Origin of the sequence: Paenibacillus sp. P2(2022), from assembly GCF_029522175.1 — a bacterium.
In the GTDB taxonomy this organism is placed as follows: Bacteria; Bacillota; Bacilli; order Paenibacillales; family Paenibacillaceae; genus Paenibacillus; species Paenibacillus polymyxa.
Map to the genome: position 1 here is coordinate 18,710 of NZ_JAKWFI010000014.1, position 26,015 is coordinate 44,724.

At 45.7% G+C, this 26,015-nt stretch carries 27 protein-coding genes and 1 tRNA gene; 3 read left to right on the forward strand and 25 right to left on the reverse strand.

All coding sequences use genetic code 11. The features are described from left to right. Positions 1-219: 219 nt before the first annotated feature. From MMB75_RS24195 to rpsF, 19 genes are all read right to left on the reverse strand, one after another. Positions 220-1,743 carry a M23 family metallopeptidase gene (locus MMB75_RS24195; protein ID WP_031462538.1) on the reverse strand — a complete coding sequence of 508 codons (1,524 nt, stop codon included), beginning with the start codon at positions 1,741-1,743 and terminating at the stop codon, positions 220-222. Between the two features lie 309 nt (positions 1,744-2,052). Further along, the gene (locus tag MMB75_RS24200; protein WP_045244805.1) at positions 2,053-2,709 is read right to left on the reverse strand and encodes a hypothetical protein; all 657 of its coding nucleotides are present in this window, start codon (positions 2,707-2,709) and stop codon (positions 2,053-2,055) included. A gap of 229 nt (positions 2,710-2,938) precedes the next feature. Next, positions 2,939-4,225, reverse strand: coding sequence for an adenylosuccinate synthase (locus MMB75_RS24205; RefSeq protein WP_016822464.1), 1,287 nt, complete (start codon positions 4,223-4,225; stop codon positions 2,939-2,941). A gap of 377 nt (positions 4,226-4,602) precedes the next feature. Beyond that, a complete protein-coding gene (gene dnaB, locus MMB75_RS24210) occupies positions 4,603-5,961 on the reverse strand; it encodes a replicative DNA helicase (RefSeq protein WP_013373892.1) in 1,359 nt (452 codons plus the stop codon). 2 nt (positions 5,962-5,963) lie between these two features. Further along, complete coding sequence (gene rplI, locus MMB75_RS24215) at positions 5,964-6,407, reverse strand: 50S ribosomal protein L9 (protein ID WP_045244806.1); 444 nt, start codon at positions 6,405-6,407, stop codon at positions 5,964-5,966. Then, positions 6,404-8,392 (reverse strand): DHH family phosphoesterase, encoded by a 1,989-nt coding sequence (locus MMB75_RS24220; RefSeq protein WP_016822462.1) that lies wholly within the window; start codon positions 8,390-8,392, stop codon positions 6,404-6,406. The genes rplI and MMB75_RS24220 overlap by 4 nt, the downstream gene beginning before the upstream one ends. A gap of 11 nt (positions 8,393-8,403) precedes the next feature. Then, the gene (locus MMB75_RS24225) at positions 8,404-9,321 is read right to left on the reverse strand and encodes a DUF2232 domain-containing protein (protein WP_016822461.1); all 918 of its coding nucleotides are present in this window, start codon (positions 9,319-9,321) and stop codon (positions 8,404-8,406) included. Positions 9,322-9,326: 5 nt separating this feature from the next. Continuing rightward, entirely contained in the window at positions 9,327-9,629 is a 303-nt protein-coding gene (locus MMB75_RS24230) for a MazG-like family protein (RefSeq protein ID WP_013373896.1), read from the reverse strand. Positions 9,630-9,818: 189 nt separating this feature from the next. After that, positions 9,819-10,247, reverse strand: a complete 429-nt coding sequence (locus MMB75_RS24235) for a CBS domain-containing protein (RefSeq protein WP_013373897.1) — start codon at positions 10,245-10,247, stop codon at positions 9,819-9,821. Between the two features lie 46 nt (positions 10,248-10,293). Further along, positions 10,294-11,355, reverse strand: a complete 1,062-nt coding sequence (locus tag MMB75_RS24240; RefSeq protein ID WP_045244807.1) for an LCP family protein — start codon at positions 11,353-11,355, stop codon at positions 10,294-10,296. Positions 11,356-11,588: 233 nt separating this feature from the next. Continuing rightward, positions 11,589-12,530, reverse strand: a complete 942-nt coding sequence (locus tag MMB75_RS24245) for a D-alanyl-D-alanine carboxypeptidase family protein (RefSeq protein WP_016822459.1) — start codon at positions 12,528-12,530, stop codon at positions 11,589-11,591. A gap of 160 nt (positions 12,531-12,690) precedes the next feature. Continuing rightward, positions 12,691-13,656, reverse strand: a complete 966-nt coding sequence (locus MMB75_RS24250) for an ABC transporter ATP-binding protein (RefSeq protein ID WP_016822458.1) — start codon at positions 13,654-13,656, stop codon at positions 12,691-12,693. Further along, positions 13,653-14,636 (reverse strand): ABC transporter ATP-binding protein, encoded by a 984-nt coding sequence (locus MMB75_RS24255; protein WP_016822457.1) that lies wholly within the window; start codon positions 14,634-14,636, stop codon positions 13,653-13,655. Before MMB75_RS24255 ends, MMB75_RS24250 begins: the two co-directional genes overlap by 4 nt. Before the next feature lie 13 nt (positions 14,637-14,649). Beyond that, positions 14,650-15,573, reverse strand: a complete 924-nt coding sequence (gene opp4C / locus MMB75_RS24260) for an oligopeptide ABC transporter permease (RefSeq protein WP_016822456.1) — start codon at positions 15,571-15,573, stop codon at positions 14,650-14,652. A gap of 11 nt (positions 15,574-15,584) precedes the next feature. Further along, positions 15,585-16,547, reverse strand: coding sequence for an ABC transporter permease (locus MMB75_RS24265; protein ID WP_045244808.1), 963 nt, complete (start codon positions 16,545-16,547; stop codon positions 15,585-15,587). Between the two features lie 68 nt (positions 16,548-16,615). After that, positions 16,616-18,355 carry an ABC transporter substrate-binding protein gene (locus tag MMB75_RS24270; protein WP_019689090.1) on the reverse strand — a complete coding sequence of 580 codons (1,740 nt, stop codon included), beginning with the start codon at positions 18,353-18,355 and terminating at the stop codon, positions 16,616-16,618. A gap of 528 nt (positions 18,356-18,883) precedes the next feature. Continuing rightward, positions 18,884-19,156: a 30S ribosomal protein S18 gene (gene rpsR / locus MMB75_RS24275; RefSeq protein WP_013312800.1), complete on the reverse strand. Its 273-nt coding sequence runs from the start codon at positions 19,154-19,156 to the stop codon at positions 18,884-18,886. Between the two features lie 21 nt (positions 19,157-19,177). After that, entirely contained in the window at positions 19,178-19,669 is a 492-nt protein-coding gene (gene ssb, locus MMB75_RS24280) for a single-stranded DNA-binding protein (RefSeq protein ID WP_010346813.1), read from the reverse strand. A 49-nt stretch (positions 19,670-19,718) separates the two neighbouring features. Continuing rightward, positions 19,719-20,003, reverse strand: a complete 285-nt coding sequence (gene rpsF / locus MMB75_RS24285) for a 30S ribosomal protein S6 (protein ID WP_025366259.1) — start codon at positions 20,001-20,003, stop codon at positions 19,719-19,721. Positions 20,004-20,321: 318 nt separating this feature from the next. Between rpsF and MMB75_RS24290 the strand changes: the two genes are divergently transcribed. Both MMB75_RS24290 and MMB75_RS24295 read left to right on the forward strand, forming a co-directional pair. Next, a complete protein-coding gene (locus MMB75_RS24290) occupies positions 20,322-20,516 on the forward strand; it encodes a YjzC family protein (protein WP_013373906.1) in 195 nt (64 codons plus the stop codon). 366 nt (positions 20,517-20,882) lie between these two features. Continuing rightward, on the forward strand, positions 20,883-21,200 hold the full coding sequence (locus MMB75_RS24295; protein WP_016822453.1) for a hypothetical protein: 318 nt from the start codon (positions 20,883-20,885) through the stop codon (positions 21,198-21,200). A gap of 208 nt (positions 21,201-21,408) precedes the next feature. Here MMB75_RS24295 and MMB75_RS24300 read toward each other — a convergent pair. From MMB75_RS24300 to MMB75_RS24310, 3 genes are all read right to left on the reverse strand, one after another. Further along, a tRNA-Ser gene (locus MMB75_RS24300) sits at positions 21,409-21,499 on the reverse strand. A 77-nt stretch (positions 21,500-21,576) separates the two neighbouring features. Next, complete coding sequence (locus MMB75_RS24305) at positions 21,577-21,801, reverse strand: DUF951 domain-containing protein (RefSeq protein WP_016822452.1); 225 nt, start codon at positions 21,799-21,801, stop codon at positions 21,577-21,579. Then, positions 21,791-22,741 (reverse strand): mechanosensitive ion channel family protein, encoded by a 951-nt coding sequence (locus tag MMB75_RS24310; RefSeq protein ID WP_016822451.1) that lies wholly within the window; start codon positions 22,739-22,741, stop codon positions 21,791-21,793. Before MMB75_RS24310 ends, MMB75_RS24305 begins: the two co-directional genes overlap by 11 nt. A 250-nt stretch (positions 22,742-22,991) precedes the next feature. On the opposite strand from MMB75_RS24310, the gene yyaC reads away from it, so the two are divergent. Then, a complete protein-coding gene (gene yyaC / locus MMB75_RS24315) occupies positions 22,992-23,594 on the forward strand; it encodes a spore protease YyaC (RefSeq protein ID WP_019689093.1) in 603 nt (200 codons plus the stop codon). Here the strand turns inward: yyaC and MMB75_RS24320 are convergent. The 3 genes from MMB75_RS24320 to MMB75_RS24330 all read right to left on the reverse strand — a co-directional run bounded on the left by MMB75_RS24320 (position 23,548) and on the right by MMB75_RS24330 (position 25,870). Next, positions 23,548-24,069 (reverse strand): DUF4446 family protein, encoded by a 522-nt coding sequence (locus tag MMB75_RS24320; protein ID WP_016822449.1) that lies wholly within the window; start codon positions 24,067-24,069, stop codon positions 23,548-23,550. The genes yyaC and MMB75_RS24320 overlap by 47 nt on opposite strands. Before the next feature lie 204 nt (positions 24,070-24,273). Beyond that, positions 24,274-25,116: a ParB/RepB/Spo0J family partition protein gene (locus tag MMB75_RS24325; protein ID WP_016822448.1), complete on the reverse strand. Its 843-nt coding sequence runs from the start codon at positions 25,114-25,116 to the stop codon at positions 24,274-24,276. Continuing rightward, on the reverse strand, positions 25,109-25,870 hold the full coding sequence (locus MMB75_RS24330; RefSeq protein WP_013373915.1) for a ParA family protein: 762 nt from the start codon (positions 25,868-25,870) through the stop codon (positions 25,109-25,111). Before MMB75_RS24330 ends, MMB75_RS24325 begins: the two co-directional genes overlap by 8 nt. Between the last annotated feature and the right edge of the window lie 145 nt (positions 25,871-26,015).

Genomic DNA, 26,015 nt, shown 5'->3' on the forward strand with positions numbered 1-26,015 from the left:
CTTCTCACGGATCATCATCTATTATTAACTTTCGTTTGTCAGTACCCATAAGATGCTTATTCTATTCTATCATACCCGTACGCTATTCCATTACTTTTCCAGACCCTTTTCTTTACGCAGAAAAAACCATGCCTGCACCTGGCTGTTAAGCATGCAGAAAACATGGTCTTCCTCCTTGATCCTCATCGAATCACATAACTCTCGATTTAAACATCCAATCTATCTTAAATACGTCATTGGATTTTGTGGCGTATTATTTTTGCGAATCTCAAAGTGAACATGTGTGCCTGTGGAACGTCCGGTGCTTCCCATGATACCAATCGCTTCACCTTGCTGAACAACCTGTCCCACATGGACACCAATACTGTTCAAATGCCCGTATACTGTTTGATAGCCGTTGCGATGATCAATCATAATGACATTACCATAGCCATTCTGCTGACCGGCAAATGTGACGACACCTTCATCAGATGCTTGAATCGTATGATCGCCGACCAAGTCAACACCTTCATGCATACGTCCCCAACGTCCTCCGAAGCTGCTCGTCATGATTGCACCCGCAGTCGGCCAGGCAAATTGGCCCGAGCCTTCCCCCTCGACTTTCGTTCCTCTCAGAACCACCTCGGTAACAGACGGCTGTAACACCTTTTGACCGAGCCATTCCTCTTGCACGACCTCACCGTTCTCCTTGGTCAAACGGTAGTCCATCTCTTTAAGACCTGCTTGTCCCGGTCTGACCACTTTCGTAACTCCTGCCTTCAATTCATCGCTCTGGCGAATCTCTACTTCAGGCTCGATAGCAATCTGCTCGACGACCTTTTCTACCGTTCGTACCGTAACAGGTACCTTGGGAGCTGTGACCTTTAACTCGTCCCCAATTTGCAAATACAACTCACGCAGACCGGGATTGTTCTGCTTAATCTCCCAAGCCGTCGTATCGAACTTCGTAGCAATCGACGACAAAGAATCGCCTTCTTGCACCGTATAGGTTGTAGGAGCTTCACGTCCCTCGGTCAATACCTTAACCGCTTCTGCCTCCGTCAGCACCTTGTTCGGATCTGCTTTCACCGGCTCATACGCAATCTTTTCACGGATACTGGTAGACTCCAGCCATGCTTTAGGCGCCTTCGTGCTTGCGCTAGCATGACTACTCCCCACGGATGTTTTGCGAACTAGCCCCTTGATGCCTGAAGCCGTACCTTCACCCGCAGGTGTGTATTTCTTCTGCACTTGCTTTAAAGCCGCTTGTGCCGTCGCTTTATCCTTTACAATGCCAACCGTCTGTCCGTTGACCTTCACTTCTACTCCTTTGGCATAGGCAGTCAGCATGCCATCCAGCTTCTTCAACGTGGCTGCGCTATCGATATCTGCCTTATATGCCTTTTCCGTGCTCGTCGTGACCGCGCTCGTATTGAGCACCATTTGCACGTCAGGATACTTGTCTTTATACTGTTTGCTCTTCGTTGTGTACAGTTGCTTAAGCTGTTGTTCATTCAGGATACTGCCGACCTCAACGCCTTTAACATACACTTTATAATAAGGAACCGTATTGGCACCAACATACTGATTGCTAGCAAAAATAAGACCGCCAACAATCACAATGCCGCCTGCCGTCCAACTTAACCATCTTTTCCGTCCGTTCCACCATGTTGCTATTTTCCCTGCTTTATCAGCAGAATTGCTTTCAACGCTTGAATTTCCATTCCTGTGGTCTGGTGATAACTTCCCCTTAGAAACCTCCATGGTTCTCTCCTTTTCAGCATATCCTATCTCTATTAAATGCGTTCATTATTGTCCTTTTACATGATAAAAGTAGCCATTTTACAAGCTTATCTATGATAATAGTCGCTATCTAGCATTGCATAGTTATGTAAAAGGTTTCAAAAATTTAACCTTTTCACAACACAGTTTACTTTAACATAGCTTTTACAAAGAATTCAACTGCACTCCAATTACTTCCTAGCACGCAAAAAAATCCGCGCCCGGCGCGGATTCTACAGTCCTGTTTTGAGCATTAACATTGCCCATACATTTATGCGTTTTATTTATGCATTATTTAAGCATACCCATCAATTTGTTATATTCCTCTTTGGTCAAATACTTCGCAAGCACCTGCTGAATATCTTGCAGCTCCTGCTCGGTGAGACCGCCTTCCATCGCAGCTGATATTTTCTGCATTTCTTCCGGCGGCAGTTTATTCATAAGAATCGTAAAAATCTCCTGCTTCTGAGCCGCCGGTAAATTGTTCTTTTTCTCCGTCAGATGGTCGGGCGTAATGACCAAATCATGGCCTTCGATACTCGTTTCAGGTGTAGCTGTACCTTCTGCCTGCTGACGCGGCTCACTGTCTGGTGTTCCGGCCGACGTGGTCCCTTCCTGAGATCCCTTGTCATTGGATGCACCACCTGTCTTATTTCCGCTTTCTTCTAAGCCCTGTCCCATGACAGGCAAAGCATTATCAGGCGGTGTTACACTTCCAGAGTCGCTCCCTGTCGTCTTGCTCCTCCCTGTACCTGTACTTTGATCAGTACCAGCGCTGCCTTTTAGCCAGCCCCATCCCCATATCGGCTGATGATCGAGCTGAATGTTAAATTGCCGTAACAGCGATTGAACATAAGCATTCACGACCACACCGGTCACTGCCAGTGTCAGCGCGCTGACCAGCACCACCGTCATTCCTTTTTTAAGCAGCCATCCAAGCCACCTCATATCCCGTTACCTCCTTATACGCATCTTGCCATGTGTACATCATGAAGTGCATATAGACCAGTATTGACGAGATATGACGATTTTTAACCCTTGGAATATGTAAAACTAGCACCAACACATCCATATAAAAAAGAAGAGGGAGGCATGAATTGCCCCTCTCCCCTTGATTTAGCAGGAATAGTTATATGATTAAACAGGCATGACGCCCTCATAGAATCCTACGGATATTTTACAAATAAATCGGAAGCACTTGGTTCGTTTGATCGCGGTTACGACCAACCGAGAAAATAGCGATTGGAATACCTGTCAACTCGGATACGCGTTGTACGTAATGGCGGGTAGTCTCCGGCAGTTCCTCCAGCGTCTTCACGCCAGTAATGTCTTCGTTCCAGCCTGGCATTTCCTCATATACCGCCTCGCACTCTGCCAGCATTTTCAGGCTAGCTGGATAATGCGTGATGATCTCGCCGCGGTATTTGTAGCCTGTACAGATCTTAACTGTTTTCAGGCCTGTCAATACGTCCAGCGAGTTCAGGGAAAGACCAGTTAATCCACTAACACGACGGGCATGGCGCACAACGACGCTGTCAAACCAGCCTACGCGGCGAGGACGACCTGTAACCGTACCGTACTCATGGCCTGTTTCACGAATGTAATCGCCGACTTCATCGTGTAGTTCCGTTGGGAAAGGTCCATCCCCTACACGAGTTGTGTACGATTTAGCTACACCGATCACTTGTTGAATTTTGGATGGGCCTACACCAGAACCGATACATACGCCGCCAGCCGACGGGTTAGAGGACGTAACGTATGGATACGTACCTTGGTCGATATCGAGCATAACGCCTTGTGCACCTTCAAACAACACCTTACGATTGGCGTCAATTGCATCGTTCAGCACAACAGACGTATCCGCTACATAAGGACGAATAAACTCAGCATATTCCAGATACTGTTTCAATATTTCTTCAACATCCAGCGGCTCGCCGCCGTATACTTGCTCAATCACTTGATTCTTTTCCTTCGTTAGATGGCGCAGTTTCTTTTCGAATTCTTCTGCTTCCAGCAAATCAGCAATACGAATACCGTTACGAGCAGCTTTATCCATATAAGCAGGGCCAATCCCTTTACGGGTAGTACCAATTTTGTTAGGACCTTTGCGGTCTTCTTCCAGCACGTCCAACGTCATATGGTAAGGCATAATGACATGTGCGCGGTCACTAATGACCAAATTTTTCGTGGAAAATCCATTATCATGAATATAAGTAATTTCTTCAATAAGAGCGGCTGGATTCACTACCATGCCGTTGCCAATAACACACTTTTTATCTTCATAAAAAACGCCGGATGGAATCAGGCTCAGCTTATACTTTTTACCGTCAATGAGAATCGTATGACCAGCATTGTTTCCGCCTTGGTAACGGGCCACTACTTCAGCGCTTTCCGCCAGATAGTCCGTGATTTTACCTTTGCCTTCGTCTCCCCATTGTGTCCCCACAACGACTACAGTTGACATGTTTCATTCCTCCGTGGAGTGCCCACAGACACTCTGATTTTGAGCTGACGCGCTAACACATATCTGGCTTCAACCGCCTCAGCGGGCAGGTATGGAGCGTTCTCGGACAGCAGGAAAAAACGTCCGTCGCAGACATTCCGTAAGTTCGGAAAGCCCCGGGCGTAATGATCTCCCCACTACGTTGAAGCAGCACTATAAGTGTACCAGTACCATTTTTCAAAGTCAAATAAAAAGCGAACATTATATTACATGAAAATAGTATTGTTCGTAATTGAGAGTTTCAATCGTTCTATGAAAATATATGAATTCTATAAAAAAGGCTCTCTCGTAATCGCGATACCCGCGTCGAAAGAGCCTTTTCTAATCATACAACTATATTAACCGGCGAACGCATCCGAATGGGCACGCTCGTAATTAGCGAATTTATTATAATTTTTGAGAAATACCAGCTCTACCGTACCGACCGGGCCGTTACGCTGCTTGGCAATGATAATTTCAATAATATTCTTCTTTTCTGTTTCCTGATTATAATAATCATCCCGGTACAGAAACGCAACGATGTCAGCATCCTGCTCAATGGAACCCGATTCCCGCAAGTCACTCATCATGGGCCGCTTATCTTGACGCTGCTCCACACCCCGGCTCAGCTGGGAAAGGGCAATTACAGGCACTTCAAGCTCACGGGCGATTTGTTTCAATGTCCGTGAAATTTCGGATACCTCCTGCTGCCGGTTCTCGCCCGCTTTGCCGCGTCCGTGAATGAGCTGCAAGTAGTCAATAACGATCATACCCAATCCCTTTTCCGCCTTGAGACGGCGGCATTTGGCACGGATATCAGCCACAGTGATGCCGGGCGTATCATCGATATAGATTTCCGCCTCTGACAAGGCTGCAATGCCCATCGTCAGCTTCGCCCAATCGTCGTCGCCTTTAAATTCACCTGTCCGCATGACGTTCGCGTCCAAGTTAGCCTCGGCACAGATCATCCGCTGCACGAGCTGAGCCGCCGACATCTCCAGACTGAAGATGGCAACCGTCTCTTTTGCCCGTACTGCAACGTTTTGTGCAATATTCAGGGCGAATGCCGTTTTACCTACAGATGGACGGGCAGCCACAATGATCAGGTCATTGCGCTGGAAACCCGCCGTCATCTTGTCCAGGTCAACGAATCCGGACGGAATTCCGGTCGTGTTTCCCTTGTTCTGATGCAGCAATTCAACGCGGTCGAACACTTCCATCACGACATCGCGGATGGCGATAAAACCACTGCCTGAGCGCCCGTTGGAGATTTCCATAATCTTGCGCTCAGCATCACTCAGCATACCGGCGACATCCTCGCCACTGCTATAGCCTTCGCTCACAATCTGTGTAGCTGCACGAATCAAGCGACGAAGCATCGCTTTTTCTTCAATGATCTGGGCATAGTAATCCACGTTAGCCGCTGTTGGCACCCCGTGAGCCAGCTTCGCCAGATAACTGACACCGCCGATATCCTCCAGCTGACCTTTGTCCTGAATTTTCGAGGTCAGCGTAACCAAGTCAATCGGCTGTCCGGATTCACCCAGCTCAATCATTGCTTCGTAAATCATTTGATGAGCTTTATCGTAAAAGTCCTCGGTCTGCACCCGCTCCATTGCGGTAATCAGTGCTTCAGACTGAAGCAAAATAGACCCAATAACCGCCTGTTCAGCCTCCAGATTTTGCGGAGGAATCCGATCAAAAAATTCGCCGCCCATAATTATTCTTCAGTCACCTGTACTTTCAGCGTAGCTTTGACCTCAGGATGAAGCTTGACGGTCATTTGAGTCACGCCCAACGTACGAATCGGTTCTTCCAGCTCGATTTTGCGTTTGTCCAGCTTGATGCCTGTTTTAGCAACAGCCTCTGCGATTTGCTTGCTTGTAATCGCGCCGAACAGACGTCCGCCTCCTCCAGCCTTTGCTTTGAGCTGAATTGTAGTCTCTTCCAGCTTTTTGCCGAGTACTTGTGCCTCTTCCTTTTCCTCTTGCTTGCGTTTCTCCTCAGCAGCATTTTGGTTTTCCAGCGTCTTCATATTTCCTTCCGTTGCTGGACGGGCAATCCCACGCGGCAACAGAAAATTCGCTGCATAACCGTCGGATACTTCCTTAACCTGCCCCTTCTTACCTTGGCCCTTCATATCTTTAATGAATATTACTTTCATTCAAATAACCCCTCTTCCCCATCAATTTCGGCCAGTACGTCGACCACTCTGCGCTTAGCTTCCTCCAGCGAGCAATCCAGCTGAACCGCCGCATTCGTCAGATGTCCTCCGCCGCCTAGCCGTTCCATGACGACCTGTACGTTCATGCGTCCGAGTGATCGGGCGCTGATCCCCACCAGACCGTCAGGACGTTCACTGACCACAAAGGAGGCCAGTACATCCGTCATATTGAGTAATGAATCCGCCACCTGAGCAATCAGGAGCTGCGGTATTTTTTGTCCGGGCTCGGTCACCGCAATTGCGATATGCCCATATATCATTTTAGCATGCTTAATAATTTCCGCCTTAGCAATATATTCATCCAGGTCCTCTTTTAACATGCGCTGGATCATCACTGTATCTGCTCCACTACGTCTTAAGAAGCCAGCTGCCTCAAACGTGCGTGAGCCTGTATGCAGGGAGAAATGCTTGGTATCCACCGTAATCCCCGCCAGCAGTGATGTTGCCTCCAGCGGTGTCAGCTGGACCTTTTCATGGATATATTGCAGCAGCTCAGTCACCAGTTCACAGGCCGATGACGCGTATGGCTCCAAATAGATCAGAACAGAATCATTAATAAATTCCTCGCCCCGACGGTGATGATCCACAACCACCACCCGGCTGGCCGTCTGCACCAGACGCGGCTCAATCGTCATTGACGCCTTGTGCGTATCCACCACAACCAGCAGGCTATGCTCGGTCATCACCTGAAGCGACTGCTCTGGTGTCATGAGCGCTTGCGACAGCTTCTCATCCTTGTTTACCTGCTCCATCATTCGGTCAATAGACGGATTGGATTTGTCCAGTACGATATGGGCCTCTACATTGTAAAGTGCCGCAGCCTTCCACACACCGATAGCTGCTCCTATTGCATCCATGTCCGGTATTTTGTGTCCCATAATCAGCACACGGTCGCTCTCCTGCATCAGATCACGCAGCGCATGCGCAATGACTCGGGCACGCACCCTGGTACGCTTCTCGACAGCATTGGACTTGCCTCCGTAAAAGGACAGGCGCTGTCCCGCTTTCACTGCTGCCTGATCTCCCCCACGTCCAAGCGCCATATCTAGACTGGATTGAGCTAGTTCGCCCAGCTCCTTGATACTCTCTGCGCCGAAAGACAAGCCAATGCTCAATGTCATCGGCACTTTCAAATCTGCTGTCATTTCCCGCACGGTATCCAAAATGACGAATCGGCTTTGCTCCAGCTCCTGGAGTGCTTTATGATTCAGCATAATAAGATAACGCTCAGATGACAACCGGCGCAAATAAATATTGTATTGATTGGCCCAAGACGTAATCTCGCTGGAAACCTTCGCAATAAGCGCGGTACGCTGCTGATCGTCCATTCCCTGAGCAGCCTCGTCCATATTATCAAGCATGACAATACCAAGCGCTAACCGCTCGTTCTCATACTGCTTGCGCAGTACCGCGAGCTCCGTCACTTCATACAAATATATCAGACGCTCATCAGGCACGATTAGAAACTGATAATGACGCTCATCATGCTGTAATTCCACCTTTAGTTCACGAGCAGACTCTTTTGTTTCCTTTTTAGTGCTTAGAGCGTTTGCGAGTTGAGGAAACAAATCTTGAAGGGGCTCTCCAATCAACGATTGCTCCTCGAACATCTCACTGGCAAAGCGATTGTGCCATTCTACCGTTCGATTTTCACTGTATAAAATGATACCGAACGGCAGTGTACTGATCGCTTCTCCCTCCACCCGCTTGATCCGGAAGGAAAGGCCACTGATATATTGATTCAGTTCCCGACGGAAATCCAGCTCCGTCTTCAGCATCAATCCGCCGAGCAAGAATGATAGCAGCAGTCCTATCACACCCAGTTCCCAGTTGTACATGGAAATACATATGACAAGCACCAGCAGCAGTAAAAACGCCCAGACCGTCTGATAGCCGTGCCAGCGTTTTTGTAGAAATTTAGGCATGACTGTTCACCCTATTTCTTTGATCTTGTAATAGCTTCACGCAGCGGAAAGGCCAAATCAATAATACCTATAATGCGGAGCGGCTGGAACACCAGAACGACGAGCGACAGCAGCAACGCAATCACTGGGCTCATTTTACGGCTATGCGTCCAGAAGTATACAAAACCAATTGTCTGGATAATAAAACATGCATGGATCAGCGGTAGCATACTAATGGAAACCGTTTGAATCCAGCTGCTATCGGAGGAATCCGCTATCCATCCAATTACAATTGCCAGCAGATAGTACCAGATCAGCGTGCGTGGTAGCATCCACTCGCGGGCAGGCTTCATTTTACGTACCGGCACATCGAGACTGCTCAATGCTGGACGTGCCAAAGCATGTGTGATCACTGCCAGTATAAACGAGCTGACGATCATCACATATGGAACTTTACCAATCAGCATTGTACCGAGTTTCTGCGTATCTTCAGCTGTCCAGCTCATATTCGCAAACATCGGATTCGCACTTAAAATCTGCTGTACAATACTGGCCGATATCTCAGCCTGATCCCGAAGGGACTGCGAAAGATCAAACCCGAAGGAATACGTAGCGATAAACAGTACAAACAACAATTCGGCTAAAATAATGCCCGTTCCGGTCATCAACGCCTGAAAAGCAGATCCTCCCTTTTTATATATCCGTCCCATCAATATAGAAGGAATCAGAAAGTAAATCGCAGGAAGCAGCGAATACACATCGAGTAGCGCTATAATTAAAAGCACCGGTATGACGTGAACCAGAAATCCTTTGAAAGGCAGCGATGAAAACAATACAGCGCCAGGCACAATCAGAAAAAATACGGTAATAATTCTAAATGGTGTCAATAGAGTCAGCAGCAGAAGCAAATAAATAACGCTCCATGCTACAGTGGCCAAGCGGAATTTCAACGTTTTCACCTCTTACGCATATGTTCTTCCAGTGCGGAAATGTCCTGATACCAATCCTCCAGCTGGTGTCCTTCTTTTCTGTGCTTTCTTAGCTTGTCGATGAGTAGATCATCCAATTCACGGTAAGACACCCCAAGACGCCTCCCCAGAATATAACTGCTCATCACCAGGCTGGCCAAACAGTCACCAATACGGACTGTACTGCCTTCCCACATCGCCTTAAACAGACGGGAGACTTGGTCAAGCACCTCTGTTTTAAGCCATTCAATAACCTTGGCTCGTTTAACTACATCCATTTCTTTAGGCATATGATGAAGAGTCACACCCCTCTGAAAAAGCTTTATTCTCCATTATAGCATATCCTATTTTGAAAATAACTGTTACCCCATAGGGTAAATCGTTATTTACAGAGCAGCTTTGCTACTTATTATAAGCCCATGTCAACACTGTTAGCCCCTAGGCTAATAGTAATCTTCAGTGCGGCTTTGCTGCTTATTTTAGCTTGAAGTATTAAGCGATTCCTTAGACACAAATTTCTCACAATACTCAATAATTTGGCTGCGGCGCACGATACCGATAAACCTTTCCATATCATCCACAACGGGCACAAAGTTTTGTACCTTCGCCAAATTAATCAGATCCTCCATATTGGCATCAATGGATACAGGTTTCATCGAAACCCGCAGCGGAACGTCCTTGAGCATAAACTTAGAAGCGTTTTCAAAGGTGATTTTCCCCTCGGACTCTTTCATATGCCACAATAGGTCACCCTCTGTAACCGTACCCGTATATCTACCTTCCTTATCCAAAATAGGAACCGCTGTGAACCGGTGATATTCCATTCGTTCCAATGTTTGTCGTAGAGTAGCATCCGCCGTTACACAAGCGACCTCTTGTTTGGGAAGCAAGAAAAAAGCAATATTCATGAGAAACGAATCCCCCTCAAAATCCAAATATAAATCCATTGATTACTCACTGAATGTCCTGTTTGTCGGGAAGCCTCAGCGTCTGCGGGGTTGTATCAGAGTCTAGCCAGTTCGCAATCATAAGTCTAGCATATTCAAGTTCCTGTTCATTAGCCCGGTCATAGTACAGGCCCTTCTTCTTGAACCCTTCCCCCGTAATCGTAAAACTTGAGATTTGTGGATTCCCTTGTGAAATAGCTTGCTTGCCAAGCCCAGTAATAAAGGCAGGTTCCATATCCGTTGTGAAATTGGCCCCCATGATATCGAGCAACTCCGGGATCTTGGTAATTCCGTCGATATTCAGCAGCCTATCCGCCATTGCGTTCAAAAAAATTTGCTGACGTTTTGTGCGGTTGAAGTCGCTATCTTCCCGATACCTAACATAATACATGGCTTCTTCACCATTATAAAGCGGCTTGCCCGCCTCAATACGGAACTTGATATGCAGCGGGTTTTTATTCTCGATGGGCTGGTCGATAGGTAACACTACTCCGCCCACTGCATTCACGGCATCCTGAATACCCTGGAAATTAATCGTAGCATAATAATCGACCTTATGCTCCATCAGCTTCTCTACAGTGCCCATGGACATATCCTCGCCTCCGAACGCATAAGCATGCCCCAACTTATCAAAATCATCCTCGCCATCTCGATTGGAATCATGTCCGGCAATCTGTACATACGTATCCCTTGGGATAGAAATCAAGAGCACACGCGATTCTGCGGGCCGTACAGCAGCATATATCACCGTATCTGAGCGACCACGTGCCTTTTCATTGGGCCGTTGATCTGTCCCCAGTAATAACACCGAAAAAGGCTCCTTCTGGTAAGCAATGGTCTCTTGGGGCTGTTGTTCCTTGGATTGACGAGGCTGGTAGGATTTCTCCAGCTTGCTTTCCAGCGTCGGTGACACAAACCAGTCAAAAGCCACGAGCGTCAGCTGTTTGCGGAATAGATAGCCCCCTACTGCAACTAAAAGCAAGACAATACATGAAATATATAGAGCGGTAAACCTCTTTTTCTTTTTGGGCTTTCCACGGGTCCTTCTCTTATGTCTTCTCTCCATCATGGCTTCCTTCCTTCTTTCGTCCACAAATCCCATCTCTTCATTAAACCGGATTGATCCCTCATGAAGCGGAAACTTCCCCTCAAAGCATAAAAGGTCTGCTACCTTGTTGTCAAAAGTGCCATGGCGTGGTTAGTTCCTCAAACTCATGACAAAAAAGGCTTTGCCCTTACGGTCAAAGCCCTCATTTACGTTTATATAAGTATTCTATGTAGCTTTCAAAGTTATCTTTTATCTTAATGCAGAGACAGTTTCACCAAATTTTGCAATCGTACCGGAAAAGAGGTGGACAGAGAAAAACCATAATCAAACAGCTTCCGTGTCTGTGCGAAACGCTCTTCCTTGCTCGGTGCACCCAGCACTACAGCAACTAATCGTTTGCCATGCTGCTCAGCTGTACCAGTGAAGCAGTATCCAGCATCGCTTGTGTACCCTGCTTTCAATCCGTCCGTCCCCGCATAAGAGTACGGTCCAGCCAAGGAAGGCAGCATCCAGTTCGTATTACTGATGTAAATGCCCTTATCCTTCAATTCCATCTGTGTGCGGCTGGACGTTCTGAGAATCTCAGGATGTGACGTAATCAAGTAAGAGGCCAACTTTGCAGTGTCGCTTGCCGTCATTTTTGTTTCTCCGCGAATATCCTTAGGATGGTTCGGCCCCAATTCACTCTGACCAGCCCCAGAGGCATTACTAAAGCGACTACCGGGTGACAGCCCAATTTGAGCAGCCTTTTCATTCATGCGCTTCACAAAAGCGGACTCATTCCCTGATGAACGCTCTGCCAGCGCTACAGCGGCGTCATTCGCTGAATACACAACCATACTTTGGAACAGTTCAGATACGGTCATTCTTTCCCCATACCGAAGAGACAGATTCACACCACCCACCGTACTGGCATAACGACTAATTCGCACCTCATCATTCCAGCCTAACCGTCCGGTCCGAATATCCTCCAGTACCAACAGCTCGGTCATGAGCTTGGACATATTTGCAGAAGGCATAGGCTTATCGCCATTCACATCCATCAGTAATTCCCCGGTGTGCATGTCCATCAGCACTGCAGCGTCTGCATCCACATTCGGCTTTCCGATCAACAAGCGGGGTCCAAGAGTAATAAAAATCAATATAATAAGTACCGGGACGACAATAGCCCAACGTAACCAATGTTTTTTCATCATCGTAATAACCTCCATATCTTATTAGACGATGAAAAATCCATTTTGTCTGCAATTTTTCGAAAAAAAGATACAATTTTTTTACCTTTTTTTATTTCACGACAAAATATCCGCCAATCCTTGTTACAGGATGACGGATATTTTGCTTCTTCAGTATGTCGTATCAGGCAAAGTGACAGGCTACAAAATGCTGGTCGCCCGCATCTCGGTATACTGGAGCCTCTGTTCTACAGCGCGCTTCCGCCATAGGACAGCGTGTATGAAACTTGCATCCTGACGGCGGATTAGCCGGAGACGGGATGTCCCCTTTTAACACAATCCGCTGCCTTTTGATCGTCGGATCTGGAATCGGTACTGCTGATAGCAGAGCCTTGGTGTATGGGTGTAGCGGATTGCTGAACAGCTCCTCCTTGGAAGCCAACTCTACCATCGAGCCCAGATACATCACACCAATCCGGCTACACAGGTGCTCGACTACACTCAGATCATGCGAGATGAACAGGTACGTCAGTTGGCGTTCCTGCTGCAAATCGCTTAACAAGTTAATGATCTGGGCTTGAATCGACACATCCAGAGCAGATACCGGCTCGTCAGCCACAATAAAATCAGGATTCAAAATCAAGGCCCTTGCAATCCCGATCCGCTGCCGCTGACCGCCAGAGAACTCATGCGGATAACGATCATAGTGATATGAGGACAGCCCACAAATGTTCAGCGTTTCGTTGACCTTCTGCCGTAGCTCATTACGATCAATCAACCCGTGATCCAGCAAAGCCTCTCCGATCGCCTCACCCACCTTAATTCTCGGGTTCAGTGAACTAAAAGGGTCCTGGAAGACGATTTGCAGCTTTGGACGAAGCGCACGAATCTGCTCCTTGTTTAATGCGTGCAAATCTTCGCCCTTGTACCGTACTGATCCCTCTGTCTTATCCATCAATCTGAGAATCGTACGTCCAATCGTACTTTTACCGCAGCCCGATTCTCCTACCAGACCAAACGATTCACCCTTATGAATATGAAAGGATACATCATCGACCGCCTTGACATGTCCGACCGTACGCTGAAAAACCCCGCCTGTGATTGGGAAATACTTTTTCAGCCCTTCCACTTGAATTAAAGGCTCGCTCATATTCGTTGCCCTCCTTCTTTCTCATATAGCCAACAGGCAACCTTATGGCCATTCTCCTTTTCATTCAAGGGAGGGGCCTGATCCTTGCATATTTGCATACAATGTGCGCATCGATCATGAAAATGGCAATTTTCGCCCAGCTCAATGGGGTTTGGCACCTGTCCTGGGATGGAATATAGCCGATCCATTTTCTGATTAATGACAGGCTTTGCCTTTAATAGTCCTTGAGTATACGGATGCTGCGGATTTTTGAACAGCTCAATGACAGGAGCCTCTTCAATAACGTTCCCGGCATACATAACGACCACATAATCGGCCATTTCTGCCACGACACCCAAGTCATGTGTTATCAGCATAATGGACGTTTTAAGCTTATCCTTCAAATCCCGCATTAAATCGAGAATCTGTGCCTGGATCGTTACATCCAGTGCCGTTGTCGGTTCATCCGCAATCAACAGCTTCGGATTACAGCTTAAGGCAATAGCAATCATAATCCGCTGGCGCATACCGCCACTCAACTCATGAGGATAGGAATTGAATATTTCCTCCGATCGCGAAATGCCCACCAAATTAATTAGTTCAATTGCCCGGGCGCGTGCTTCCCTTTTACTCATTAATGTATGCATCAGCAACGGCTCCGTAATCTGTTCCCCGATCGTAAGCACCGGATTCAGAGAAGACATCGGTTCCTGAAAAATAATCGAAATGTCATTGCCGCGAATTTGCTGCATTTGCCCTTTATTGAGTTTTAGGAGATCCTTGCCCTCAAACCAGATTTGTCCGTCTGAGGTGTGGGGAGAATCAATCAACCGCATCATTGTCATCGCAGTTACACTCTTACCACAGCCAGATTCTCCTACCACACAGAGCGTTTCACCCTCACGAATTTTAAAACTGACGTCATTGACCGCTTTGACAGTTCCGTTAGAGGTATGAAAGTGGGTTTTCAGGTTACGAAATTCAATCAAAGCATTTTCCATAAACGTTCGTCTCCTACTTCTTCATTTTAGGGTCCAGCGCGTCACGCAAGCCGTCACCAATCAGATTAATCGCTACAACGGTAATTAGAATACACATTCCCGGTGGTACCCATATCCAGGGCCGTTTGCGGAAGTCAATCAGATTATTCGCAGCCGATATCATGTTCCCCCACGAAGGTGTGGGCGGCACGACGCCAATCCCCAAGTAACTGAGCGCAGATTCTGTAATAATCGCACCAGCCACTCCAAGCGTAGCCGTAACAATAATAGTAGGAATCGTGTTCGGTAGCAGATGTCGGAATATTTTGCGGCGGTCTCTCAACCCCAGCGCTTCCGTCGCCTGCATGAACTCCTGTTCACGCAGCGTAAGAATCTGCCCTCTGACCAGACGGGACAAGCTCGTCCAGCTCAGGACCCCAATAATAAGCATCAGAAAATAAATACGGTTCGACGGATCAACCTTCAAATCCGATAGAACAGCACCTAAAATAATAAGCAGCGGCAATGTAGGCAACGCCATAAAAATATCGGCAATCCGCATAATAACCGTATCCACGCCTTTACGATAAAACCCTGCCAGCGCACCCAACGTTGCCCCGATCATGACCGAAATAAACGTGGCGACCAGCCCCACTGTCAAAGAAATACGGCCAGCCAGCATCGTACGCAGTAAAATATCTCTACCAAACTTATCCGTACCGAGCCAGTACTTCGCATTAGGGGATAAGTTTTTGTCAGATAGCTTGTAATCATCTAAATGATAAGGTGAAATCATGGGACCAAATACACAAATGATAACCATCAGAATTAATATAACGAGACCTGCCAAAGCCAAGCGGTTTTGATTAAAACGGCGAACGGCGATTCTCCATGGAGACGCTTCAGGACGGATCGCCGCCTTTTGATTGGTTTCAATCGTGACTGTTTCTGCGGACAATAGTATCCCTCCTACTTCAAGCGAATTCTTGGATCTGCCATGCCATACAATACATCAGAAAGTAGATTGCCGATGAGCGTGAGAACAGCCAGGAAAATGGTGAAGCCCAGCATAAACGGATAGTCCCGCATACTAATCGACTCCAGGTAGACCTGCCCCACACCCGGCCATACAAATACCTTTTCCAGGATCATTGCCCCACCAAATAAGGCTGGAAGCTCGAACCCGAGCAGTGTGATTGCTGGAATCAGGGCATTGCGCAGTGCATGTTTGAAAATAACCGTCCGTTCCTTCAAGCCCTTGGCGCGTGCGGTACGGATATAATCCTGACGGATGACCTCCAACATGCCTGTACGGAAATAACGAGTCAGGCTTCCTGTACTCAGCATCGTAAGTACGAGTGTCGGCAGGAACATATGCTTGAGGACATCCACCATATACGCCCACGAACCTGCTTCCATCCCTGCTGTAGTCATACCCCCAACCGGGAGAATTCCCAATTCAAGGGCAAATATTTTGATGACCAATAGACCAATAAAAAATGAAGGCAGCGACATACATAAGAAAATGAATAACGTCACGAACTTATCGAATAAGGAATATTGAAACTTAGCTGAAAATACCCCTGCAACAACTGCAATGAGCCAGCTAAAAATAAGACTAAAAAAAGCGATAATAAAAGAGTTCCATACATAATTGCCAATGACCTTCGTTACCGGCTGCTTATGCTGTAATGAATCCCCCATATTTCCCTTTAACATATTACCGGCCCATATAAAATAACGTTGGTATTCCGGCTTATCCAGCCCGTAGATATGTCGTAGCTGCTGCGCCTTCTCGGCGGTCATATTCGGGTTCTGCTTGGCTGTAATGTAATCACCCGGCACCATGGCTGAAATCGCAAAAACGATAATGGATATGCCAATAAGTGTGGGGATGAGTTGCAGCAGTCTTCGAATAATGTACTGCTTCATATTCATTCCTCCAGACGAATAAAGTGATATGCCCAGCTCGTGAGAGCTGAGCATACGGTTGGCATCCCTTATTGAGCGATTTGAGCGTTATGCAGAGTGAACTCAAAATCTTTGTATGGCGTAATTTCTAGGCCGGATACACGTCCATTCACTGGCCACATATCTCTGCGTTGGTACATAAAGATAGTTGGCAGATCTTTGTTCAACTCTTGATAGAGCTGTTTGTAAATCTGTTTGCGTTTCTCTTGATCCAGTTCATGCTTACCAGCAAGCGTTAATTCATCGACCTTTTTATTAGAGTAGCCGATATCGTTTTGTGCACCATTCGTAATAAAAGTCGTTGTGTCCGGGTCTGGAGTTAAGCCCCAGGCCGCAAAGAACATATCAAACTTGCCTGTATCCTTTTTATCCATAATGGCGTTAAAATCTAGAGTTTCAGAAGTCAGCTTGATGCCTAGCTCTTTATAGTTATTGGACATGATTGGTAGCAAGGCCTCTACTACTGGATTATCAGCAGTTGCGGAGAAGTTAATGGTCAGCTTTTCGCCGTCCTTTTCGCGAATCCCGTCAGCACCAACCTTCCAGCCTGCCTCATCCAGCAAAGCCTTCGCCTTCGCTGTATCAAATTCATATTTGTTGATGCCTTCATCCGTATAAGACCAAGATTCTGTAGATTGTGGAATGTTAATGACATTCGCATATGGGCCATACACGCCCTGTACAATCTCTTTACGGTTTAAACCAATAGTTAAAGCCTGACGTACTTTAGGGTCCTGGAATTTCTTTTCCTTGTGATTAAATGCAATATATCCATAGCCATTGGTCGGCATAATATTCACGTCCAAGAAGCCTAGAGCCTTTAATTCCTCTACATTGTCTTCCGTAACTGTGATGTTGTCCATGTCCGTTTCGCCTGTTTGCAGCATAGACAGGTTTGTTTCTTCTGTTGTCGTTTTGAAAATAACCGATTTTACCTTTGGTGCGCCCTTGAAGTAGTTTGGATTCGCTTCAAGTACGACTTGCTGACCCGGGGAAAAGCTCTTCAGCACATACTGCCCGGAGCCGATTGGTTTATTATTAAGCGCCTTGATGCTGTCCAGGTTACCCTTCTTGAACCCTTTTCCGTAATAAGCTTCTGGCATGAAGTATTGCTCACCCAGATAATCCTTCGTATAAGCTGTTGCTTCTGTAACGGTTACCTCTACTGTATTATCATCGATGACCTTGATACCCGAGATATCATTCGCCTTGCCATCGTGGTATTCCTTACCGCCTTTAATCTTAAAAGATAATATATCGCTTTCTCCATCATAATTCGGATCATGCAGCACTTTGAGAACAAAAGCATAATCCTTTACGGTTACTGGAGTGCCGTCACTATACTTCACACCTGGTTTCAGATGGAAGGTGTATTTTAGACCATCCGGCGATACATCAACCTTCTCAGCCAAACTATTTTCATATGTACCATCTGCCTTCACCTGTAAGAAGGAATCAAATACCGTTCTAACTACATATAAATCGTAAGTTGTTTGCCAGAATAGCGGGTTAAATACCCCTTTAGGTGATGTCATACCTACTACAATGTTATCTTTCCGATTTGTTGCTCCCGGAGGATTTTGTGACAAATCCGTCGCTTTAATTACACCCTCTGTAACTGGTGCGCTGCCTTCATTTCCCTCTGTTTTCTTATCCGCATTACCTTGCTGCGGCTGTGCCTCATTAGCACCTCCACTACATCCTGCAAACAGAACACCAACGATCGTAAGCACCATAAGCAAAGAAACCCATTTCTTCGTTTGCACCATCCTGTTAATCCCCCTTAGTCGGTCTTTATTTAACAGCCTGTCTCATTCCTGCGGTGATTCGTTAAAGCTTGAGGTTTGAAAATGAAGTTTGCACATCCTCCTTACTGTTCCTAATGATAGCGTAGAACACATGTTTTAGACCCTTGGTCAATTTTGTGCACCGACAACCATTACATTTTTATTAAGGTTTATCTTAAGTGTAAAATAATATCACGTCAATATCTTTTTTTATGTAATATGCAATTGCAAAACATCTATTTTTGTAAAGTTTATGAAATTTACTTGTGGAAAATGACAAAAAAATGAGTGTTATGTAATATAAAATAACATTCCGAATGATCGAAATGTGTACTCTGGCGAGTTGGGGAGCTTGTAATTTCCTAAGCCACTAAAAGGTAAATCATACTTAATGGGTAAACATGGATTGTATTATTAGTAAGTTACAATAGATGGCACTTGTTGTCAATAAAAAAAATCATAAAAAAAGATGCCCCCAGAATTGGGAACATCTTTTCTTTCCACCCACTACTATTCAGTAGTGTAAGGAAGCAATGCGATTTGACGGGAACGTTTAACAGCGATTGTCAACATACGTTGATATTTCGCGCTTGTTCCAGTCACACGACGAGGAAGAATTTTTCCACGTTCGCTGATGAATTTTTTAAGCAGGTCTGTATCTTTATAGTCAATGTGAGTAATTTTGTTCACAGTGAAGAAACATACTTTACGACGTTTGTTGCGACCACCACGACGAGCTGGTCTTTTGTTATCGTCTCCGCCTTCTCTTTGTCTGAAGCCCATTCTTTGTCAGTCCTTTCCCAATTAAAATGGTAGATCATCATCCGAAATATCGATCGGTTTTCCGTCATCGGAAAAAGGATCCTGATTGTTTCGCGAGTTATTATTCCCGCGCCCACTATTGCTGTTACCGCCTCCGAAAGGAGACTCCTCACGCATACCTCCACCGCTATTGCCGCCACCGTTGCCGCTATCGCGGTTAGATTCCAAGAAACGTACATTATCAGCTACAATTTCAGTCACGTATACACGTTTTCCTTCATTGTTCTCATAATTACGCACTTGTACACGGCCTTCAACAGCCGTCAAACGACCTTTACGAAGATAGTTAGCGCATGTTTCAGCAAGCTGACGCCAGGTTACGATCGGCAAGAAATCCGCTTCCCGTTCGCCGCCTTGACTTGTAAACGGACGGTCTACAGCCAGGGTGAACTGGGTTACTGCTACACCAGACGGTGTATAGCGCAGCTCTGGATCTTTGGTCAAACGACCGATCAGAATGACACGGTTCAACAATCCAATCCCCTCCTTTGAGCGTTGTTCATTACATAATCACGTACAATAATTAAGCTACGTCGTTCGTAATGAGATAACGAATTACTTCGTCAGAAATTTTCATGATACGCTCAAGCTCAGTAACAACAGCAGGTTCTGCTGTGAAGTTTACCAGAACGAAAGAACCATCACGGAATTTCTTGATCTCATACGCAAGACGGCGTTTAGTTACATCGTGACTCGTAATTTCGCCACCGCCGTTAGAGATGATACCTTGGAATTTGTCGACTGTCGCTTGAACAGCTTCTTGTTCAATGTCAGGACGAATAATGTACATCACTTCATATTTGCGCATTCTTTACACCTCCTTATGGACATAAGGCCCTCAATCTCAGTTGAGAGCAAGGAACGAGCCTAAACTCGCACTAAAACAGTTTACCAAATCGAGCACCTGAATGCAACCTGCAATTTCGAGTACAAGGCTAAAAGCTGTTCACACACAACCTATTATTAGCTTTATACATTTTTATATCACTTCACAAATTTTGCATATATAAAGGAAATCATTTTTGATTAACTACTATTTGTGTGCCCTGATTTCGCATGTTTCTGTTTAAGACAGCGCACAATAACCGTTGCAGTCCAAATTCATTATCTAAGGAGGCACAACCGTATGGGTGAAAAGACTGAGTTCGTACCCGGGGATAAGGTCCCAAATGACGGCGTATATATGGAGGTTGGAGAAAAAAGCTTTCATACTGAAATCCAAAACCCGCAGCAAATAACGTTGGAAAGAGGCGATTCTTTTCCGAAGACCACCAACCATAATCGCAAGTGGAAGAAAAAAACGAAAGCTCGTGTCCACTAATGTATATTTCTTCGGAATCCTGGCCATATTATGATTAGGCGATACAACAGAGAGGTGTGGTTCCGTTGGACAACGTAGCCTTACAAACTGTTAGGAGATCCATTCCGGGCATTAGAAGCGTTAGGTTTGTGTAAAAGGACACTGTCTTTTCAACACGGTATTGCTAGTCAGTACACCGAGTTTCATGATGTGATTGGACAGATCGTATCCTGTTAAAAATGTATCGCCTACGATGGAGGACCTTTGTGGTCCTCCTTTGTTGCATTATCGGACTTTTTGCATATGCTGGTAAAATGCAGATTAATTCAGCTCCTTCTGCTAGAATATATCCAAGTACAAAGACCTACTATCTACGGAGGTTTAAAGATGAGCTATTCTCGTATATTAAAGTGGATATCAGGTATATTCGAATTGGTGCTGGCTGTACCGATTGTGGGAGGAGCTATTGTCATGGGGACTGGCTACTCAGCACTGGGGTTTATGCTTGTCCTGCATGCAGTAACACTTATCCTGTCGTTACGCAATCAGGAAGCGATCTACGGTTCTGTCTGGGGAGTACTCACTTCCTTGCTAGCCTGGATTCCTTTTGTTGGCTGGGCACTCCATTTGATCGCTGCCATCCTTCTGATGATCTCTGGCTCAAAGAGAACAAAACGCTATCATTACCCGCCTAACCAGCTATAACAAAAGAATGCTCCTGACGGCAATTATTTCAAACGCTGTTAGGAGCTTTTCTTTTACTTTAACACCTTATTCATTCACCAAGAGGTTCTTAATCATTTCTTCGATATCGCTACATTCATTTTTATAACCTAATAATGGTTTATTTCCATAAACCAAAAAATCCCCTACGTCAGCAGACGTAAGAGATTGATCAAGTTCATGAAGTTAGTGGCGGAAAGAGTGGGATTCGAACCCACGCACGCCTTGCGACGCCTAACTGATTTCGAGTCAGCCCCCTTGGACCTCTTGGGTACCTTTCCGCAGCAAGGATAATTATATCATCATTGCTACCATGACGCAAGCTGATTTCTTGTTCACCATGATCCACTTTCTCTGCTCAAATGGTTTCCGAATTCTGCTCGCCAGCGCTGGACTTTGAGCGCAACACTTTCTTCATATTCTTTTCGAACTTGGCACGCGGAATCAGCACACTATGCTGGCATCCGACACATTTGATTCGAATATCCATCCCCATCCGGATAATTTCCATCTCGTTCGTTCCACATGGATGAGGCTTCTTCATCTGCACAATATCCCCTAGTTCAAACGACTTACGCTCCACCCTTCTCTCCCCCTTTTCTTCCTGACTCATCTTCTTTTTCAAGGGTGATCGCCGTCTCCAGTGCGGCCTGACGATGTTCCTCGTCCTCTAGAGCCCTCTTGATATTATTCTGAATATCACGCTCTACCAAGGCCCCTGTATTCGGCATACATTCCGCCACAACCCGTACGATATACTCTGATGTAGTCATGGACTGAACGCCTAACACATCCGGCATATTAAGTATCTGCGCATTGGACCCTTCGATGCCTTGGATCGCCTGTTTTACCAAGCTGACGGCTTCCTCCAGACTACGCTCCGCCTTCATCGGCACATCTACCACCGCCAACGCGTTGGACATGGAGAAGTTCGTTACCGTCGTAATGGAGCCGTTCGGTAAAATATACACCTCACCTTTCCAGCTCACCAGCCTGGTTGTACGCAGCCCAATCATTTCTACCGTCCCCTTGAAAGTTCCCGTCTGAATGACGTCTCCTACGGCAAATTGATCCTCAAATATAATAAAGAATCCAGTAATTACATCCTTAACCAAGCTCTGTGCCCCAAAACCTACAGCCAACCCAAGCACTCCAGCTCCAGCAATCAGAGGGCCTAGATTTATACCCATTTGCGATAGCACCAGCATAATCAAGATGAAATTGAACACAATATTTGTTACATTTTTCAGCAGTTCGCCCACAGTCGTTAACCGTCTGGTATTCAATCGGAATCTGCCGTTATCTCCCTTTTGCTCCATCGACTTATCTATAATTTTATTAATAACTCGAATAAAGATACGTGTAATGATGAAAATAATTACGATTTTCAAAACCACAAACAAAAAGGTCGACCACATCGCACTATCTGTAAGCCATTTCCATACAGCATCCTTCCAATGAATCGCACCTTGCACTACGTCATCCGTGTCTAAATTACCGGCCAACCAATGTATAAAGGTCATGCTGTACTCCTCCTCAAACCAGGGAACCACTCTTTCTATTTCCCACATTCTATTTCCTATCTATATAAGCATATCTCCCGACTTCAAACATACGACTATGAATAATCTACTTTTCCCGAGTATAAAAACGCAAGTTTATCCATATACTAGCTACTATCTTGAGAATAATTGTTACCCGCAGGCCAAGTGAAATCTTAAAAGTAGGCGAGCACAACCTGCACGCTCCATTACAGGACGAAAGGGAGATTCCATGACTCATTCTGACTTCATTCCGGGGCAAGAACCCCTAAGCTTAAAAATATCACACACCGATCCCGGGATCCAATCAGCCATCATCCATCGTTTGCTGTTCCATCTGCATCAGGCACGGAGTCTGCAAAATATCGTCATCATTTGCATCGGCACCGATCGTTCTACTGGAGATTGCCTTGGTCCGCTCGTTGGTACCCATTTGTCACGCTATAAAAGCCCCCTGTTTAACTTGTATGGAACATTAGATGAGCCTGTACATGCTATGAACCTTCAAACGACGCTGAACGGCATACATGACCGATACGAACAGCCTTATATCATTGGGATAGACGCATGTCTTGGACAAACCTCCAGTGTTGGATGCATTCAGGTTGCAGAGGGTCCTCTCAAGCCTGGAGCAGGTGTAAATAAAGAATTACCGCCGGTCGGCGATATCCATTTAACTGGTATCGTTAACGTCGGCGGCTTCATGGAATACTTTGTGTTGCAAAATACGAGACTAAATTTGGTCATGAAATTATCAGATATCATAGCTAGTAGCTTATACTCCGCAATTAAGGAGTGGCATTACCGGTCTGTCCTACTTGCTGCGCAAGAGTAATAGCTTCTTTCTCTTCAGGTGATAAGGAATAAGAAGATTGCCCCGCTTCCAGAGGCTTGGCATACACATATGAGCCATCCCGGTTATAAATACCGGTCAATACTATTCCGTCCTGATTATCGTCTACAATAGCCAGAGAGAAGCTTAGATCGCTCCCTCTCTCACCAAAGGCATTATAGCGTTTGATGCCTATATGTCCCTTCAAGCCAGTCAGTTTGCTGCGTAGTGATTTCATACTTGCACGGTGGGCTTCCTGCTCATCTTCAATCGTGTCCATCTGTACCTTTAAATCAATCAGCAGCGTCTCCAAATTCTCTACCCCGCTGCCTGCCATCATGGTTTCATACTTTCGCCGCATCTTCTTCAGCTTTGATCCCTGTACAATAACAACAATCAACAGGATAAGCAAAATAAGCACGATCCCTGCAACAATACCAGCAAGCTGCTCCATGATTAGTCCATTCAATTCAGCCATATGTTTGTTTCTACCCCTCTACCTCAAAAATCATGTTACTGCTTTGCTTACCTTTTATTTTAAACGTTTGAGAACAGCGAGACAAATAACACAAGGCTATTAGTTTATCCATCAAAACCATTCTAATTCCTGCAATTCCAGACAAAGCAAAGACATATCTCACTTTCCATTTCACTCAAGGAGACATGTCCATATTTTTACAGACTACTGTAATAGCTCCAGTAATCTTTCCAAATCCTGCTGGCTGTAATAATTCAATTCGATTTTTCCTTTATCTTTATTGTGCTTGATCTTTACAGTTGTTTTAAAACGCTCGCGCAGGGACTCTTCCATATGGTCAATATAGGGGTCCTTTTTTCGCACCTTGGCTTTAGCTTTTGTTTCTCCAGGCTTATGATCCAACTGTTGTACGGCTTCCTCAAGTTCACGAACGCTCCACTGTTGCTCAATACATTGCATGGCCAGCTGTTTTACCATGTCTGGATCTTTGAGCCCGACAATTGCTCTAGCATGCCCCATAGACAATGTTCCACGTGAAACATGATCTTTAACCTCCTCAGGCAATGCGAGCAAACGGAGAAAATTGGCAATGTGTGAACGTGATTTTCCCACTTTCATGGACAACTCTTCCTGAGTTAAAGAAAACTGATCCATTAACCCCTGATAAGCCACCGCCACTTCCATTGCATTTAAGTTTTCACGCTGCAAATTCTCAATCAGGGCAATCTCCATTACCTGCTGATCTGTAAAATTGCGAACAACCACAGGTATGGTTGGATTCCCGCAAAATTGAGAGGCCCGAAACCGTCTTTCCCCGGCTATAATCTCATAACCTCTCAAGACACTACGCGCAATAATGGGTTGGATAACACCGTGCTGACGAATGGATTCCGCTAATTCCTTAATGGACTCCTCATCAAACGTTTTCCGAGGCTGGTATGGGTTCGCCCGCAACTGACTGAGCGGAATGTCAACAACCTTATCCTCGTCACTGACTGTAAGGGAGGGAATAAGTGCGTCCAGTCCCTTTCCCAACCGTTTACTCATAAGATACCACTTCCTTTGCCAACTCAATATATACCTCTGCCCCACGAGAACGGGGATCATACGTAATAATGGACTGGCCATGTGATGGTGCTTCGCTGAGTCTCACGTTGCGTGGAATAATCGTCTGATAAACTTTGCTTTGAAAATATTTTTTCACTTCTTCAATCACCTGAATACCCAAGTTCGTGCGGGCGTCAAACATGGTTAGCAACACGCCCTCAATTTGCAATGAGGTGTTTAGATGTTTTTGCACTAATCGCACGGTATTCAACAATTGGCTTAATCCTTCCAGCGCGTAATATTCACATTGGATTGGAATAATGACTGAATCGGAAGCCGTCAAGGAATTGAGCGTCAAAATCCCCAGTGATGGAGGGCAATCTATTAATATATAATCGTAATTATGCTTGACGAGTTGAAGTGATCTTTTTAATCTCAATTCGCGAGAAATAGTTGGTACCAGCTCGATTTCAGCACCTGCTAATTGGATGGTTGCCGGGATAATATCCAATCCCTCAACCTGTGTACTGATAATCGCCTCGCTAGGGTCAACTTCGTTAATGAGTACATCATAAATACAATTTGCCACATCCGCCTTATTGATACCCACACCGCTAGTTGTATTACCTTGCGGGTCGATATCCACGAGCAATACCCTTTTGCCGAGGGAAGCAAGTCCGGCGCCCAAATTCACGGAAGTAGTCGTTTTGCCTACTCCGCCCTTTTGATTGGCTACGGCTATTATTTTTGACACTTCATTCACCTCATAATTTAATCGGAATCCTGCTACGTTCCATGATTGCAAAAGCTCTATGAAGACGTTACTTAGTCCTTAACTTACGGATAACGGCAATTTCAAAATAGAATACGAGTATGCTGCGGTTTTATGTTGGCGTTAG